Here is a 15,728-nt window from a genome sequence, read left to right on the forward strand (position 1 = left end):
GAATACCCCTTTTAGGAGTAGGACAAATGGCAAGCTATACAGTAGAAACACGAAAACTTCAGAACGGTGAATCTCGATTCAAAGTAACCATTATAGTTAAAAAGAATTCCGCAATTATACACAGAGAAAGCAAAACTTTTAAAAAGAAATCACTCGCTAAGTCATTTGGTATCAAACAAGTTGCAGAGATTGAGGCTAACGGACTAAAAAAGAACCTAAAAACAAGCACGTTAGCCGTTCTTTTAGACCTTTTTATCAATGATAGGGATTTATGGGATAACACAGGAAGAACTAAGCAATTTGTAATAAAAATGCTTAGAGATTGCGATATAGCCAAAATTAACAGTCACGAACTCCAAATAAGTGATCTAATTGAGCATTGCCGAAACCGAAAAGACCCTCGAAAAAAGAAGGCAACCACATGATCGTCCCTCTCTTAGCAGGGTCATTTGATATTGTTCTACGTCAGAACCAAAACAATGATTTAATTTTTCCCTATAACTGAAGGAGTGTGAGTGCAGGTTTTCAGCGAGTTAGAAATGACTTAAACATTGAAGATTTACGCTATCACGATTTAAGGCGCGAAGGTGCTAGCAGGTTGTTTGGAAAAGGATATTCAATTGAAGAAGTAGCTCAAGTAACAGGACATAGAAACTTGAATGTTTTATGGCAAGTTTATACTCAGCTATTTCCGCATAAGTTGCATGATAAAAAATAATTCAGACTAATTATAATGAAGTGCACATCAATTAATAATTAATATATATCTTTGACCTCTCAAGGTATAATACTTTATGGCTACTAACTCAGAGGTTTTATGACAGATAAAAAAATAACATTTCAATTAGAAATACTAAAAAGACACGATTCTCATATCACATCAGCAAATACAAAATCAGGAATGATTTTATCTTTTAGTGCTACTTATTTAGGTATTCTAATTGCGTTAACACCATATTTTTGGAATTTAAACAATGACCTATGGTTTAGGCTTGCATTTGTTATCACAATTTTAAGTACTGCTATTGGATTAATAGTTACCATTGTTAATTCATTTTTTGCCATTTTTCCCAACACAGCAGCAGGCTCTCAAAGATCACTAATTTCTTTTGTGCATACATCTAACTTTGATGGTGGTGCGGAAGCATATCGACAAGCAGTAATCAATGCAACAGATGAAGATAAGTTAAAGGACCTATGCTATCAATCTTTTGTATTATCCCAAATTGCAGCTGAAAAATTTGCAAATATTAAAAATGCAGTAATGGCAATTAAATTATCTTCATTGGCTAGTACCGTATTGATTATCTGCATCGTTGTAGGAAGTCTTTTAGACCAAGAATCTAGTATGAAAAAAGAAATACCCACACAAGAAGTAAGTATCAATGGCTAATTTAAATGAAGTGACAAAAAAATATTTTAATTTTGATAAGCAATCTCGACCAGTAGCACTAAATAAAAGACATTTAGTCGCTGAGAGTTTTGACTCAGAAATTGGTTGTGAATCATCAATAGAATTACCTATTAGTGAGCAAGAATATGCTTTTCAAGAGATTCTTCGCCCTTTGTTCGGGAAAAGCAGCATTAACTTCCAAGGCATTGGTTCTCATAAAGATTTTAAACATTTAGAACATTCGAATGCTATTGAAAAACATTATATAGTTACATTATTTATCGATATAAAAGGAAGTACAAGACTAAATTTATTATTAGATTTAGATGATGCTTTTTATATCAAGAATAGAATATTACAATCCGCAATTGATATCGTTCGCTCGTTGGATGGACATCCCCATAGGCTAATGGGAGATGCTCTAATGGCATTTTTTGGCGGTAAAGGAATAACAAAAGAAGAAGCAATTGCTGATGCAATTAATGCGTGTGCAATGTTAAGGTTTGTTATGACCGAAAATGTATTCCCACAATTAGATTCTTATATCCAAACTAATTCAAACTTAGCAGTTCGAGTTGGTATTGATTTTGGTGATGATAATGATGTTCTTTGGGCTTGTTATGGATTTGGAAGTGTCACAGAAGTTACTGCTCAAGGACTAAATGTGGATTGCGCTGCAAAACTTCAACATAAAGCTAAAGCAAATCATATAATGTTAGGTTCTAATGTAACTGATTATATTGATTTCCCTAAACAATACTTATCTGTAAAAACAAAAAGTAAAAACAAAGAAACAATATCAATACCTTACTTAGAGCCGAATATTACAGATAAAGAAGGAAGTCCAATCAACTATAAAATGTATCATTTAAATCATTCCGATTATATTGATTTATTACCAATTCCTCCCTCATGGAAACAAAATATTAAAGGCTCAAAAATTGTTGACCACCCCTCAATTAATTTTTATTGTGAAACTTATGAGGATGAACAATGGAAACGTTACAATTCTGTATCTCGTTTCTTAGATGCTAATTTAGATATTCGCTTTGTCATAAAAGTACCAACAGATCTAGTTAATAGACACGGCGGTTTAACTGTTGTGTTTAGTAAGAAAAACAATGGCAAAGAAGCAGGGGATGAAACTGAGGTTCAATCAACAACTAAATACTTTCATCCTAAAAGAGGTGGTATAAATGGCTCACCTCCTCCTTACTCCACAGTAGAATTACCAGAAGGGACACTATATCGAGGGCTTCATACTATGAATATTGAAATTACTAGCTCCTCCCACAGAAATGTAGTTCTTTATTCTAATGTCATAGGTGTTTACATTCGCGGTAATAATACCAATTGATAATATAAGTAAGCCCACACTTTAGTGTGGGCTTTATTTTCTTTTACTTTAAAGTAAAGTTACTCCCAAACATCTGAGCCTGATTTTTTGAGCTTAACATTATCAAATTCAAGCGTTGCTGCTTTACCTAATTGCTCTACTAGGTAGGCCATGCTCATGCATTCAAAATTTTCAATGCGATCCTTTTTATCGTTTTTGACGCCTACTGATTTTCGGATCGAATTATTTAATATATAAATCGATAGATTATCAAAGCTAGTCACCATAATGCCGCGCGGTGGGAAATTAGAGACTGTATAGGTAGGTAAGCCGCCATAAGTAGAAATGACCTGTCTCATTTCAATCTTTGCTTTTTCACTTGGGGTGTTACCGTTCTGTGCATAAAGTCTTGCTTGGTCACTGGCAACTAATTCATTACCGACAATCGCTATCAAATCATTTGTTGAAGCAAATACATGATCTAATAAATTCTTTATCGTAAGAACCGCAAGGTCAATATTAACAAAATCACCACCCTCACCAATTCGAATTTCATTTGAATCAAGTACGACTTCAGATAATACATTTTCAGGTTTATGTTTTCGTAATGCTTCAATCCAACCTTCATTCACATCTTCGCCGTTTGGGTTTGCTTCAATATCGGTATTCTTGGCAACCGATGTGCCATAGAAACCCACTCGAATTTTATCTAAATCAGATTGAATTCGAATTTGATTATTTACTCGCTCTTCAAAATTCTTTAAATGAGCAAAAGCATCAAGCTGATTATAAGTGATATGAGTATCAAAGTTTGTTTGAGTACATTCATACGGCATTGGTGTTAAATCATAGACTGAGCGTGTTTTTCGCTCATTGCCTCCCGATGTGTCAGTTCGTGATGCAATCATGCGACCAACGCCTAAACCGATAGCCTCACCAATTAAATTCTCTACTGTGACAATATTAATATGCGTTAAAAAGTCATCCGTCTCTTTTACATCATCAATTAATGTTTGACTGGCAGCTGGCGAGACATTAAATGTTTCGCTCGCGTCCGATACATCATAGAGAGTTTGAACTGATTCTTTAAAGGCACTGAGTTTTGTTTGTGATTCTGTCTTCATTCGTGTTCCCGTTTTATTCGATTAGATGCTCATTGATACGTTGAGGCTATGCTCATTCAAGTAGGGCTTATACAACCTCATCGCAGACTTTTTGGGGTCTTTTGTTTTAGGCGAAAGCAATTGAAGCATGCAGTCTCTTCGCCTTGCTATATCAGGCTGTAATTGTTTATTTGGTGGCTGGCTTTCCGAGTTTTTTACAATAAAACTTTCTAGCGAGGCGTATTGAAGAAACCGAATATCACAGGCTTTACATTGACAGTGATACTCCCTCGAGCAGATGTCATAATGCGATATGACGAACCACAGTCAGGACAGACAATCATGCTGCCTCCTTTTTACTAGAAGTTACGCCTTTATTAATCATGCTAAGAGATATCAGAAAGGAAGAAGAGCAATTTAAATTACAACATTGACACGTTAATACGCTTTTAATTGGCGTCTCTTCTTTTTGCTCAATGGTACGAGCCTTACAATGACAAATGGGACAAGTGACATACATATGCTTTTCACCTATACCACTAAATAACTGGAATAGAATTAAAGTAACAATACTTCTTTTTGTTGGGTATAGAACCCTTTTCTATATTGGGATTCTAGAAAATGGTAGAGGTCAGAATTAGGTAATCTAGAAGGGGGCACAAGCCTTGTTCGGACTCACCCTCCCCTCCGCACCAAAATTCCGCACGTTAAAAAACGAAAAATTAAGCGTATAACGAAATAGTAGCGAAGCCTTTACAGATAAAGGCTTAAGACCAATAACTAAAAACAACCAAGATCGTTTTTTTGCGTTTTTTTGTTTTAATTAAAAATGTGCATTTAAGAGCTAGGTAAATGTATTTATAGCTAATGTGATGTGACTAGAATGCCTATAAGTTTTTTCTTTCGTCTTATTTCCCTTCATATAGAATAAACAACTAGGAGTTAATTTAATTTCACTCTCTTCTAAAATTAAGAAAATGTTCTATACGTATTGTTATTTTTTATAATCCTTACACCCACTGTCCCGCGACCTAAAACAAGGGACGCTCGTATTATTTTATTTACAATTGTCAAATGAAAACCGTGAATTTATCTTGATTTTTTTTACCAATACTATTTACTTGACTAGAGAAATAAAAAAAACAAATTCGTCCTTAGTTCTAGGACAAGGGACACTAAATGGTTGGTAACAATGAAGAGTCAAGATATATTATTACTTTTAAAGATAATTTCCTTACATGCGGATATCAAAGATCGTAATCTCGATAACGATATCATAAATGTTGACGATGACTGGGCTGACTGGGAAACCAAAGGATTGGCCCCTACATACACAGAGCAAACACATATAGAAAGTAATTTTTCTGTTCGAAGCTTGGAAAACTATACAGGTATAAGTAAGTCCCAAATTAGTCTTAGTTTAAATCGCATGAATGACGTTGGCTTAGCCAAGCCAGATCGAAGATTAAACATTCCTAAAGTAAATACTAAAGCACTACTCGAATTTATTGCTTATGGTATTAAATATGTATTCCCCGCAAAAGAGAGTCAACTTTCAAGAGGAATAGCAACATCAATTGCAGCTCCTGTATTAAATGGGAAGTTAATGAGCTCTGGTGATTTACCACCAATATGGTCTCATTCAAAAGGAAATACAAAAGGTTTAGCTATAGAACCCTTACATCCAAATGTTTTCCATGCAATACAACAGGATGGAAGACTATATGCATTGCTAGCTTTAACAGATGCAGTTCGTATTGGGCGTCCAAGAGAGCGTAACTTAGCATTAGATATGATGGAAAAAATTTTTGAGGGCGTAAAATGAGCACGATAAACTTACAAAAAGATATGCTTATAACAGTAGCAAGCGCTCTGGGTGAAGAGCTTATAAATGATGTCGTTTTTGTTGGCGGATGTACCACTGGATTACTAGTAACTGATGACTTTACTAAGGAACAAATACGCTACACTGATGACGTTGATTTAGTCGTAGATATCATGGGGTATCCTGCTTGGGCAAGGCTTCAAGAGAATTTAAGATCTCAAGGTTTTAGAGACCCTATGGATTTAGATGGTGGCGGCGTAATTTGTAGAATGCTCCTTGGTGAATTACAAGTAGACTTCATGCCTACTGACGCCGCAACTCTCGGCTTTGGTAATCGTTGGTATACAGATTCGGTCCGAACGGCCCAAAACTATCCATTAACAGAAGACGTAAATATAAAGCTTATCCGTCCAGAATATTTTATTGCTACAAAATTAGAGGCTTATTTTGGACGAGGAAATGGTGATCTTCTAGAAAGTCGTGACATGGAAGATATTTTAAATATTTTTGATGGTAGAGAAAGTATAGTGCAAGAAATTCAAGAGGCAGAATATGAACTAAAATGCTATGTTCAACAAAAACTTTCTGAAATCATTACTGAATATGACTTTGAAATGGCAGTACAAAGTACTTCTGGTGGAGATAGTGCACGAGAAGAGATGATTTTTGAAAGATTAGAAAGGTGCATTGAACAATGATAAAAACGATACCATCTTGGAAATTTATCTCTTGCCAAGGAAAAAAAAGAAATGAAAATAAAGATGTCTTCGCAATAATTCGTAGCTCATCTATCACATTAGTTATTGCATTTGACATTTCAACTACATCACCAGCAACTACTGAAATGGCAAAGTTTTTTATAAAAATCATTACGAAAGAGCTTCCTAAAAGCTCTGCAATAAATGCTGATGGTATTAGTGAATTACTTTATAAAGCATTCAATGAAACAAAAAAAGAAATGAAAATTGGCAAGGCTAGTTTTCTAGCTATTTGTAGTTTTACTGGTACACCACCGACTTTTTGTCTACATTCTGGAGATGTTAGACTTGGCCACTTCTTTGAAGGGACTCCTATAGAATGGATTACTAATGTCCACACTGGCGCAAATCCACTAGGTGACTTTTTTACAACTGATATGCTTAAAAATAACAAGAAGCAAATATTAACACGCTGCTTTAACCTTCAAAGACAGCTTAAATTAGAGCTCTCTGAATTACCTAAAACACATGGAAAAATGGTAGTAGCAACAGATGGATTTTGGGCTGAATCTACATTAGATATGCAAGGTTCAATCTTACGTGGAGAACAATGCCAAAATAATGATGACGTTTCTGTTCTAATGTTAGATTGGGTTGGGACATTAGATGGTTTACCCAATAACACTGAGGAAAATCTTATTGTTAGCACTAGTTAAAGTATAAAATATTTATCTAGTATTTTCCCAGTTCAGATTGGAGCTCTGGACTAGGTTTTCCTCCAAACGGCTCAATAATCCGATGTACTGATGTATAAGTTACAAAAATAACACCACAGTTTAAATTCAAACATTGACAATAAGCTTCGCGCGTCTCTTTGGTTATGGCTTTTGAGGTCGCACTGCACGCCTTTAATACTCCAACCTGTCTATCCATGAGGGCTTTTTCTAACGTTGAAATGGAACTTTCTTGAGGCGAGTTACAGTTATTTTCAGTGCTCCAAGGGGCGAAACTCCGTTTCTTTTTAAGAGCAAGAGCAGAAGCAAAGTGCGGTACGTCTTTATTTGAGGGGAAGAAATATAGAACGAATGCATTCGCTCAGGATGACTGCAGTGCATCAAAATAATACCGCTCACTATCATCGTTATACTCAATTCTAACATAATCAGAACACAAACAGCCAACCTATTACTTCTTTTACTCATCAAGGATATTCACTTCAGTAAATAATAATTCTCTAAATAGTGAAGTTAAAATCAAAAAATTTATGATAAACTGCCTCACTTGTTCATAAATAAGACATATATCCTTGAATAGTTCTCAAAAAGAAAAAGTTGAGCTGTTATGCCAACAACGTGGAGTTAGACTGACTCCACAAAGATTAACTGTTTTAGAGCTTATTGTTACCCATCATGGTGCAGTAAGTGCTTATGATCTTTTAGAGCAATTAAAAAAAATAGAGCCTCAGGCAAAACCACCCACTATTTATCGTGCTTTAGATTTTTTAGTGACTCAGGGTTTTGTCCATAAAGTCGAATCAATCAATAGCTATATTTCTTGTTGTGTTATTGGCGAACATGCCCATTTCTCACAACTTTTTATCTGTCGCACTTGCGATGATGTTGTTGAGTTCCATGATATTAAGATTACTGAACAGCTAACAAAGCATGCTGAAAATATTGGTTTTTCTGTTGAAAACCATATTGTTGAAACTCATGGAACTTGCAAAGCTTGTATAGATAGCATTAATAAAAATTAATTAAAAGGACACCCCTACGATGCGCGCTGAATTTGTAAACCCATTCTTAGCTTCATTAATGAATGTACTTAAAACGATGGCTTCAATGGATTTGAAACCACAGAAACCTCGTATTAAAAAAGATGAAATTGCTCGTGGTGATATTTCTGGTTTAATCGGCATGGTGGCATCACAAAGTAAAGGATCGATGTCTATTACTTTTGACGAGCAACTTGCACTGCAAATTATGCAAAACATGTTGGGTGAACGCCCAAACAGTATTAATGAAGAAGTCACTGATATGGTGGGTGAAATCACTAATATGGTTACTGGTGGTGCGAAACGTATTCTTTCTGAAAGCGGTTTTGAATTTAATATGGCGACGCCTATGGTTGTTTCTGGTAAAAGTCATACCATTACTCATAAATGCGATGGCGCGATTATTATCATGCCATTTACTTCTGAATGGGGTAATGCGTTTATTGAGATCTGTTTTGAGTAACGATACTAGATACTAGATACTAGATACTAGATACTAGATACTAGATACTAGATACTAGAACTCTCCGCCTCTATAAGAGCAAAAGCAAGAACTAAAGGATTCAGGATTCAGGATTCAGGATTCAGGATTCAGGATTCAGGAAATGATGGAGGTTGATATTTAGGTATCAGCCTTTTTTATTGTAATATAGATAAATAATACCAATCCAGATAAGTAGCTGATCAGATAATTGCGTAGGAAAAATCGATTTTAACAAGCAAGAATGATCAAATATTTATGTAGATTGGTATAAATACAAAAGAGCCGACCGAAGTCAGCTCTTTTTATTAGCACATGTTGTAATTCAACAATTAAGCTTTGTATGCTTTAAATGCGTTAATTAAGCCGTTAGTTGAACTATCGTGAGAAGTCACCGCTTTATCGTCAGTCAATTCTGGAAGAATTTGGTTAGCCAATTGCTTACCTAGCTCTACGCCCCATTGGTCAAAGCTGAAGATATTCCAAATCACACCTTGTACGAAGATTTTGTGTTCGTACATTGCAATCAAGTTACCTAATGTTTTAGGCGTTACTTGTTTAACAAGAATGGAGTTTGTTGGACGGTTACCTTCAAATACTTTAAATGCAACTAACTCAGCAACTTCTGCTTCTGTTTTACCTGCCGCTGCAAACTCTGCACGAACCGTTTCTTCTGTTTTACCAAATGCTAATGCTTCTGTCTGTGCGAAGAAGTTAGACATCAGTTTTTGGTGGTGATCACCCACTTGGTTATGGCTGATTGCAGGCGCAATAAAATCACAAGGAATTAATTTAGTGCCTTGGTGAATTAATTGGTAGAACGCGTGCTGACCATTTGTACCTGGCTCACCCCAAATGATTGGGCCCGTTTGATAATCTACAGGGTTACCGTTACGGTCTACACATTTACCATTTGATTCCATATTGCCTTGTTGAAAGTACGCAGCAAAACGATGTAGGTACTGATCATATGGAAGAATTGATTCTGATTCTGCACCGTGGAAGTTGTTATACCATAGGCCAATAAGTGCCAGAATAACAGGCACGTTATTTTCAAGATCGGTATTAGCAAAATGGTTATCCACTTCATGAGCACCTTCAAGCAGCTCAACAAAGTTATCAAAACCAACCGCTAGTGCAATTGAAAGACCGATTGCTGACCATAAAGAGTAACGACCACCAACCCAATCCCAGAACTCAAACATATTGTCTGTATCGATACCAAACTCAGACACAGATGGTGCATTAGTTGATAGTGCTGCAAAGTGTTTAGCAACGTGTGCTTGATCGCCAGCCTCAGCAAGGAACCAATCACGTGCACTGTGTGCATTCGTCATTGTTTCTTGAGTTGTGAATGTTTTAGATGCGATTAAGAACAGCGTTGTTTCAGGATTTAATGGCTTCAATGTTTCAACAATGTGTGTGCCATCTACGTTTGAAACAAAGTGCATGTTTAAACGTGTTTTGTATGGCGCTAATGCTTCAGAAACCATGTAAGGGCCAAGATCTGAACCGCCGATACCGATGTTTACGATATCCGTAATTTCTTTACCCGTATAACCTTTCCACTCACCAGAAATCAGACGTTCAGTGAAACCTTTCATTTTTTCTAATACCGCATTTACCGCAGGCATTACGTCTTCACCATCAACGATTACCGGAGTATTGCTACGGTTACGAAGTGCTGTATGAAGTACAGAGCGGCCTTCCGTTTTATTGATTTTTTCACCACTGAACATCGCGCTAATTGCTTCTGATAATTCAGTTTGCTCAGCTAAAGAAAACAAATTTTTCATTGTTTCTTCTGTTACTAAATTCTTAGAGAAATCAACTAAGATATCTTGACCAAACGTCGTTGAGAATTTATCAAAACGTTGAGTATCAGCAGCAAACAAGTCTGACAAATTCATGTTTTGTGCTGTTTCAAAATGTGCAGTTAAGTCTGCCCAAGCTTGAGTTTCTGTTGGGTTGATGTTTTTTAACATGGTAAAAATATCCCGTGTAGTAGGTTTTTTGGCTCAAAAATAAATTTCTGAACGCCCCGTTTATACGAATCTAAAAAATATGGTGAACTTTATATATTATGACCAAAACTACGCTCACCCTTTTTGAGTTAGGTCACATTAAAACTTCTATAAGTGAACATTATCTCTGTCAAAATTACAGAACTCTAGTACTCAAGTCATTTTTCTCGTGATTAATCGATTAAAATGGCTGATTAATCATGACTCGAAAGAGACTTTCTTCAGTGCCTTTTGATAATTCAGTTCTCACAACAATACCTTCAACTTGAAAACGTATTGCTCCGCCTACACTCCATTTCATATCATCATGCAATGTAGAAAATGAAAACTCATCAGCAACTCGCCCAGCATCAACAAATGCAACCCACTGCCACCAAGGCACATCGTAAAGGTTAAAAATAGGCCAATCTTCCAAAGGCTGCCAATCTGGCATTACTCGATATTCTGCAGAATAATTAATGGCTGAGCGCCCATGGAACCGTCCACTACCATAACTTCGTAAACGATAAAGTCCTCCCAATTTTATGCCTGCATATTCTGGAGGTTGATGCGAATCAGATTGCCAACTTGGTGTATCCGCGACATAAAAATCAAAGGCCAAAACCTGTTTATTTATCACATCTCCCAAACTACCTAAATCAAAGAAAGCACTCTGTTGAAACTCCCACGTCCACCACTCTTCCTGTGCACTAGTTTCTGGTGAATAGGTAAAATCTAATTCTGTTCGCGAGCCGTGAGTCGTGTTTCGGACACTATTTCGATTATCCCAATCAAAATTTACCTTCATGCCCCAATTAGCGTCGGGCTCATCCCATCCCGCAACATCGGATAAAACACGCGAGTAATAGAAAGGACTCAACTCAATACTAGAGACACCACTTTCTAATGGGTTATAGCTTTTCACTTCTCGGTTAGGCATATAAGCGGCTTTTGCACCTATATCTTTTGCATTACCGATCGGAAGAATATAATTAGCCGTGAGGTGATATTGTGATTCAACACCATCAGTAAAAACTTCATCATCAACAGAAGAGCTGTTACTACCGGCAGATCCAAGGTGGTAATCCATATCCTTAAAATTAGCATTATAAGCATTGGCCCCCACCAACCATGAATGACCAACTTGGAAGTTATTAGCAGACAAATATGTCATGTAAGACCCTTTATTAGAATAGAGTCCCGCAGAAAATAATGTCGCTTGAGGTTGGCCTACGCCCTTCATTACAGCGGCAGCGCCTATCGTAGTCCCCAAGCTTTCAGACGAAAACATAAAAGGTACCGCTGATGTTTCTGGTAATGAAGTTGGCCAGATATCTTCTTCTGCAAACGCATTGCTGAAAAAAGAAAAAGGGAGAATAAGAAAAAGCGCTAAACCAGTAGCGCTTTTAAGTGAAAACAAATTCAAAGTAGATCTCATTAAATGTATTGCATCTGTACTCGTGATGTTAGTTTAGTCACTAACTCATAAGCAATAGTTCCGATATGCTCGGCAACTTCTTCGGCTGGAAGATCTCGCCCCCATAAAACTGCTTCATCGCCCACTTTATCTTTTGCATCAGGTCCCAAATCAACCGTCAACATATCCATAGAAACACGACCAGCAATTGAAACTTTACGTCCATTCACCAAAACGGGCGTACCATTAGGAGCGGCTATTGGATAACCATCGCCATAACCAATCGCAATGACACCAATTTTTGTATCACGTTCGCTGGTCCACATTGCTCCATAGCCAACACTTTCACCGGCTTTCACATCACGAACTGCGATTAAATGAGAGGTAAGGGTCATGGTAGGCAAGTAACCTAGCTCTTGTGCAGACTGATTCGCAAATGGTGAAACGCCATACATAATAATACCAGGTCTAACCCAGTCTAATTGGCTATCAGGCCATGCTAATAACCCTGCAGATGCCGCCAGAGAACGCTCACCTTGGCAACCATCCGTTAATGACATAAAGGTATCTATTTGCTTATTGGTTGTTGGGTTATCAAGTTCATCAGCACAACCAAAATGGCTCATGTAACGTAATGGTTTAGCTACGTTTTTACATGCATGCAAACGGTCAACATACTCTTGATATTCTTCAGGGCGGATACCTAAACGATGCATCCCTGAATCCACTTTAAGCCAAACAACTACTGGCCCTTCAAGCTCTGCGCCTTCTAATGCTTCTAATTGCTCTTTACAATGTACCGCAGTCTGAATGTTATTTGCGACCAGAATAGGTAAATCACAAGCAGAATAAAAACCTTCAAGTAACAATACTTGCTTAACAATACCGCCAGCGCGAAGCTGTAAAGCCTCTTCAATACGAGCTACACCAAAAGCGTCTGCACCTTGTGCCCCTTTTGCGATATGAAGTAAACCATGGCCGTAGCCATTGGCCTTTACTACAGCAAGAAGTTTACTGTTTGGTGCTTGTTGTTTAATCTTTTGCAAATTATGCGCTAAAGCTGACATATCAACTTGGGCAGCCGCCGCTTTCATGTAGCTCATATTATTGCCTTATTCATCATCAAACGCAGGGCCTGCGTAGTTATCAAAGCGTGAGAATTGTCCTTGGAATGTCAAACTTACCGAACCGATAGGACCATTACGCTGTTTACCCAAAATAATTTCTGCAATGCCTTTACGATTACTCTCAGGGTTATAAACCTCATCACGGTAAATAAACATGATTAAATCGGCATCTTGCTCGATCGCTCCAGATTCACGAAGATCCGAGTTAATTGGACGTTTATCGGCACGTTGCTCTAGGGAACGGTTCAACTGAGATAGAGCAACAACAGGAACGTTCAGCTCTTTCGCAAGTGCTTTTAAAGAGCGAGATATCTCAGAGATTTCTTGAGTACGGTTGTCTTGTAGGCCAGGTACTCGCATTAACTGAAGGTAATCGACCATGATCATACTTAGACCACCTGCTTCACGCGCAACTCGACGAGCACGAGAACGAAGCTCTGTTGGTGTAAGACCTGAACTATCATCGATATACATATTTTTCTTTTGAGTCAAAATGCCCATCGTAGACGAAATACGCGCCCAATCTTCATCATCCAATTGACCAGTACGAATTTTAGTTTGGTCAACACGAGACATCGATGCCAACATACGCATCATCAATTGTTCAGCAGGCATCTCTAGCGAGAAAATAAGCACTGGTTTATCTTGATCCATTGCCGCATTTTCACATAAGTTCATTGCAAAGGTGGTTTTACCCATCGATGGACGAGCAGCGACAATGATCAAGTCAGAACCTTGAAGACCAGCCGTTTTCTTGTTGAGATCAGTAAAACCAGTAGAAACCCCAGTAACACCATCTTGCGGTGTCTGGTATAAGATTTCAATACGCTCTAATGTTTTCTCTAGAATTGAATCGACATTCTGTGGACCTTCATTTTCAGTCGTACGCTCTTCGGCAATAGCAAATACTTTACTTTCCGCCATATCAAGCAAATCTTCAGACGTTCGACCTTGAGGATCATAACCAGCATCTGCAATCTCATTAGCTACACCAATAAGATTACGTACCATGGCACGTTCACGAACAATATCTGCATACGCATTAATATTCGCCGCACTTGGGGTATTCTTGACTAAATCAGCAAGATAGGCAAAACCACCCACTGAATCTAGTTTTTCATGACGCTCAAGATGCTCAGATAAAGTAATCAAATCTAGAGGCATACTATTTTCTAGGATGGATTTAACTGATTCAAAAATCAGTCGATGTGGTCGGCTATAAAAATCACCAGCCACTACTTTTTCTGCAACAGAATCCCAACGCTCATTATCAAGTAGTAAACCACCAAGTACAGATTGCTCTGCCTCTAATGAATGCGGCGGTACTTTTAACGCATCAACTTGTGCATCGTGTTTACGGTTTTGATTTCGATTATCGGCCATTACTACTTTTTCACCATCCTAAATTTAGCTCTACATTATAACCAAAAGAAACATGGATGAAATAACAATCCTTCCATACCAACCTCACCATTCGCAAAATAAAGATTTTGACTCAAATTTAACTCTTTAATCCAATAAAAAACCTATACTATCTAACCTCTTTACTTTTTCTGAGATTGATACGTGTTAAAAAAAGTTTTACTTACAGGGCTTATCGCAATTAATGCATCTGTTCATGCAAGTGAGATCGATACTGAAGACGCGGATACGTCACCTCCCTCTCCTAGGGAAAACCCAGTCGAAATAGATTATGGAAGCGACAACTCACTATCTCTTAATTGTAGCCTAGAACCGGTTTATACCTCTGTAGAGAACACTCATACCAATGAAGTAAAATATTACTTGTCGAAGGATGATTGTGAAGCCGAAACAGAAGAGCTTACTCTTGAAAAAAAACCACGTATTAGCCCTATAGCCAGTGAAATAGAAGCAGAAGAACAGGATACAACCCCACCTTCACCATGGGAAAGCCAAGTCGAATTTGGTTATCAATCAAGTAAAGGTAACGATGACTCCCAGTCTCTCAATGGTCGTCTAGAAGCAAGTTACACCGCAGGACAACATCGTCATACCGGCGAGGTTAAGTATTACTTATCAAAAGATGATGGCGAAACAGATAAAGACCAATTAAGCCTTAATTTACAGAGTGACTATAAAATAAGCCCTGATTATTACCTTTATGCCAACTTTAAAGGTTTAGAGACCAAATATAGTGCCTATTTTAAAGATTATACCTTTTCAGGTGGTTTAGGTTACCAAGCAAGTAATACCGATACCTTAGTATTAGAGCTGGAATTAGGTCCTGGTTACCGTTATCAAAATCCAAACCTTGATGAAATTGATGATGATGATCTTATCTTTCCAGAAACCGTTGCCGAGGCAATTATACGAACAAACATGACGTTATCATGGAAACCGATGGACGTTATTACACTAGCCTCTGAAGTCACCGTTATTAGTGGTAAAAGCAACACTCGTGTCGATTCAGAAATCAGCGTGACGAATAACATTACCGAAGAAATAGCCCTGAAAGTAGCACAATCTCAAGAGTATCTAGATCGTGTACCTCCCGGACTAAGTAAAACCGATTCTGTTTTTTCAGTTAATTTACTTTTCTTATTTTAAGTA

General features: G+C 37.4%; 14 protein-coding genes and 1 pseudogene. 9 read left to right on the plus strand and 6 right to left on the minus strand.

The window, feature by feature from the left end:
• The first annotated feature begins 26 nt into the window (after positions 1 to 26).
• The 3 genes and pseudogenes from AC2IP4_RS12440 to AC2IP4_RS12450 all read left to right on the plus strand — a co-directional run bounded on the left by AC2IP4_RS12440 (position 27) and on the right by AC2IP4_RS12450 (position 2,750).
• Positions 27 to 718, plus strand: a pseudogene (locus AC2IP4_RS12440) (tyrosine-type recombinase/integrase).
• Between the two features lie 99 nt (positions 719 to 817).
• Complete coding sequence (locus AC2IP4_RS12445) at positions 818 to 1,393, plus strand: Pycsar system effector family protein (protein WP_486310324.1); 576 nt, start codon at positions 818 to 820, stop codon at positions 1,391 to 1,393.
• Positions 1,386 to 2,750, plus strand: coding sequence for a nucleotide-binding domain-containing protein (locus AC2IP4_RS12450; RefSeq protein ID WP_486310325.1), 1,365 nt, complete (start codon positions 1,386 to 1,388; stop codon positions 2,748 to 2,750). Before AC2IP4_RS12445 ends, AC2IP4_RS12450 begins: the two co-directional genes overlap by 8 nt.
• Positions 2,751 to 2,809: 59 nt before the next feature.
• Here AC2IP4_RS12450 and AC2IP4_RS12455 read toward each other — a convergent pair whose 3' ends face one another.
• The gene (locus tag AC2IP4_RS12455; RefSeq protein WP_486310326.1) at positions 2,810 to 3,853 is read right to left on the minus strand and encodes a phage major capsid protein, P2 family; all 1,044 of its coding nucleotides are present in this window, start codon (positions 3,851 to 3,853) and stop codon (positions 2,810 to 2,812) included.
• 1,171 nt (positions 3,854 to 5,024) lie between these two features.
• On the opposite strand from AC2IP4_RS12455, the gene AC2IP4_RS12460 reads away from it, so the two are divergent.
• The 3 genes from AC2IP4_RS12460 to AC2IP4_RS12470 are packed head-to-tail and all read left to right on the plus strand — an operon-like array spanning position 5,025 to position 7,071.
• Positions 5,025 to 5,657: a hypothetical protein gene (locus AC2IP4_RS12460; RefSeq protein WP_486310327.1), complete on the plus strand. Its 633-nt coding sequence runs from the start codon at positions 5,025 to 5,027 to the stop codon at positions 5,655 to 5,657.
• Positions 5,654 to 6,355, plus strand: a complete 702-nt coding sequence (locus AC2IP4_RS12465) for a hypothetical protein (RefSeq protein WP_486310328.1) — start codon at positions 5,654 to 5,656, stop codon at positions 6,353 to 6,355. The genes AC2IP4_RS12460 and AC2IP4_RS12465 overlap by 4 nt, the downstream gene beginning before the upstream one ends.
• The gene (locus AC2IP4_RS12470; protein WP_486306957.1) at positions 6,352 to 7,071 is read left to right on the plus strand and encodes a PP2C family serine/threonine-protein phosphatase; all 720 of its coding nucleotides are present in this window, start codon (positions 6,352 to 6,354) and stop codon (positions 7,069 to 7,071) included. Before AC2IP4_RS12465 ends, AC2IP4_RS12470 begins: the two co-directional genes overlap by 4 nt.
• A 16-nt stretch (positions 7,072 to 7,087) precedes the next feature.
• Here the strand turns inward: AC2IP4_RS12470 and AC2IP4_RS12475 are convergent, their stop codons facing one another.
• Positions 7,088 to 7,288, minus strand: coding sequence for an ogr/Delta-like zinc finger family protein (locus AC2IP4_RS12475; protein ID WP_486306956.1), 201 nt, complete (start codon positions 7,286 to 7,288; stop codon positions 7,088 to 7,090).
• A gap of 373 nt (positions 7,289 to 7,661) precedes the next feature.
• Here AC2IP4_RS12475 and zur point away from each other — a divergent pair, with 373 nt between their 5' ends.
• On the plus strand, positions 7,662 to 8,111 hold the full coding sequence (gene zur / locus AC2IP4_RS12480) for a zinc uptake transcriptional repressor Zur (protein WP_105056850.1): 450 nt from the start codon (positions 7,662 to 7,664) through the stop codon (positions 8,109 to 8,111).
• A gap of 19 nt (positions 8,112 to 8,130) precedes the next feature.
• On the plus strand, positions 8,131 to 8,592 hold the full coding sequence (locus AC2IP4_RS12485; protein WP_375321655.1) for a chemotaxis protein CheX: 462 nt from the start codon (positions 8,131 to 8,133) through the stop codon (positions 8,590 to 8,592).
• 350 nt (positions 8,593 to 8,942) lie between these two features.
• On the opposite strand, the gene pgi is transcribed toward AC2IP4_RS12485, so the two are convergent.
• The 4 genes from pgi to AC2IP4_RS12505 form a co-directional block, all read right to left on the minus strand.
• The gene (gene pgi, locus AC2IP4_RS12490) at positions 8,943 to 10,595 is read right to left on the minus strand and encodes a glucose-6-phosphate isomerase (protein ID WP_375321654.1); all 1,653 of its coding nucleotides are present in this window, start codon (positions 10,593 to 10,595) and stop codon (positions 8,943 to 8,945) included.
• Between the two features lie 220 nt (positions 10,596 to 10,815).
• Positions 10,816 to 12,051: a BamA/TamA family outer membrane protein gene (locus tag AC2IP4_RS12495; protein WP_486310329.1), complete on the minus strand. Its 1,236-nt coding sequence runs from the start codon at positions 12,049 to 12,051 to the stop codon at positions 10,816 to 10,818.
• Entirely contained in the window at positions 12,051 to 13,133 is a 1,083-nt protein-coding gene (alr, locus tag AC2IP4_RS12500; RefSeq protein WP_105064312.1) for an alanine racemase, read from the minus strand. Before alr ends, AC2IP4_RS12495 begins: the two co-directional genes overlap by 1 nt.
• A 9-nt stretch (positions 13,134 to 13,142) precedes the next feature.
• On the minus strand, positions 13,143 to 14,540 hold the full coding sequence (locus AC2IP4_RS12505) for a replicative DNA helicase (RefSeq protein ID WP_060993923.1): 1,398 nt from the start codon (positions 14,538 to 14,540) through the stop codon (positions 13,143 to 13,145).
• Between the two features lie 462 nt (positions 14,541 to 15,002).
• Between AC2IP4_RS12505 and AC2IP4_RS12510 the strand changes: the two genes are divergently transcribed.
• Positions 15,003 to 15,725: a DUF481 domain-containing protein gene (locus AC2IP4_RS12510; protein ID WP_486310765.1), complete on the plus strand. Its 723-nt coding sequence runs from the start codon at positions 15,003 to 15,005 to the stop codon at positions 15,723 to 15,725.
• Positions 15,726 to 15,728 lie beyond the last annotated feature (3 nt).

The organism is Aliivibrio thorii (assembly GCF_057368585.1).

Excerpts from the sequence above, each read along its gene's own strand:
- AC2IP4_RS12455 (WP_486310326.1), bottom strand. The coding sequence starts at position 3,853 with ATGAAGACAGAATCACAAACAAAACTCAGTGCCTTTAAAGAATCAGTT.
- AC2IP4_RS12475 (WP_486306956.1), bottom strand. The coding sequence starts at position 7,288 with ATGGATAGACAGGTTGGAGTATTAAAGGCGTGCAGTGCGACCTCAAAA.
- AC2IP4_RS12470 (WP_486306957.1), top strand. The coding sequence starts at position 6,352 with ATGATAAAAACGATACCATCTTGGAAATTTATCTCTTGCCAAGGAAAA.
- pgi (WP_375321654.1), bottom strand. The coding sequence starts at position 10,595 with ATGTTAAAAAACATCAACCCAACAGAAACTCAAGCTTGGGCAGACTTA.
- alr (WP_105064312.1), bottom strand. The coding sequence starts at position 13,133 with ATGAGCTACATGAAAGCGGCGGCTGCCCAAGTTGATATGTCAGCTTTA.
- AC2IP4_RS12495 (WP_486310329.1), bottom strand. The coding sequence starts at position 12,051 with ATGAGATCTACTTTGAATTTGTTTTCACTTAAAAGCGCTACTGGTTTA.
- AC2IP4_RS12465 (WP_486310328.1), top strand. The coding sequence starts at position 5,654 with ATGAGCACGATAAACTTACAAAAAGATATGCTTATAACAGTAGCAAGC.
- AC2IP4_RS12445 (WP_486310324.1), top strand. The coding sequence starts at position 818 with ATGACAGATAAAAAAATAACATTTCAATTAGAAATACTAAAAAGACAC.
- AC2IP4_RS12460 (WP_486310327.1), top strand. The coding sequence starts at position 5,025 with ATGAAGAGTCAAGATATATTATTACTTTTAAAGATAATTTCCTTACAT.
- AC2IP4_RS12485 (WP_375321655.1), top strand. The coding sequence starts at position 8,131 with ATGCGCGCTGAATTTGTAAACCCATTCTTAGCTTCATTAATGAATGTA.
- AC2IP4_RS12450 (WP_486310325.1), top strand. The coding sequence starts at position 1,386 with ATGGCTAATTTAAATGAAGTGACAAAAAAATATTTTAATTTTGATAAG.
- AC2IP4_RS12505 (WP_060993923.1), bottom strand. The coding sequence starts at position 14,540 with ATGGCCGATAATCGAAATCAAAACCGTAAACACGATGCACAAGTTGAT.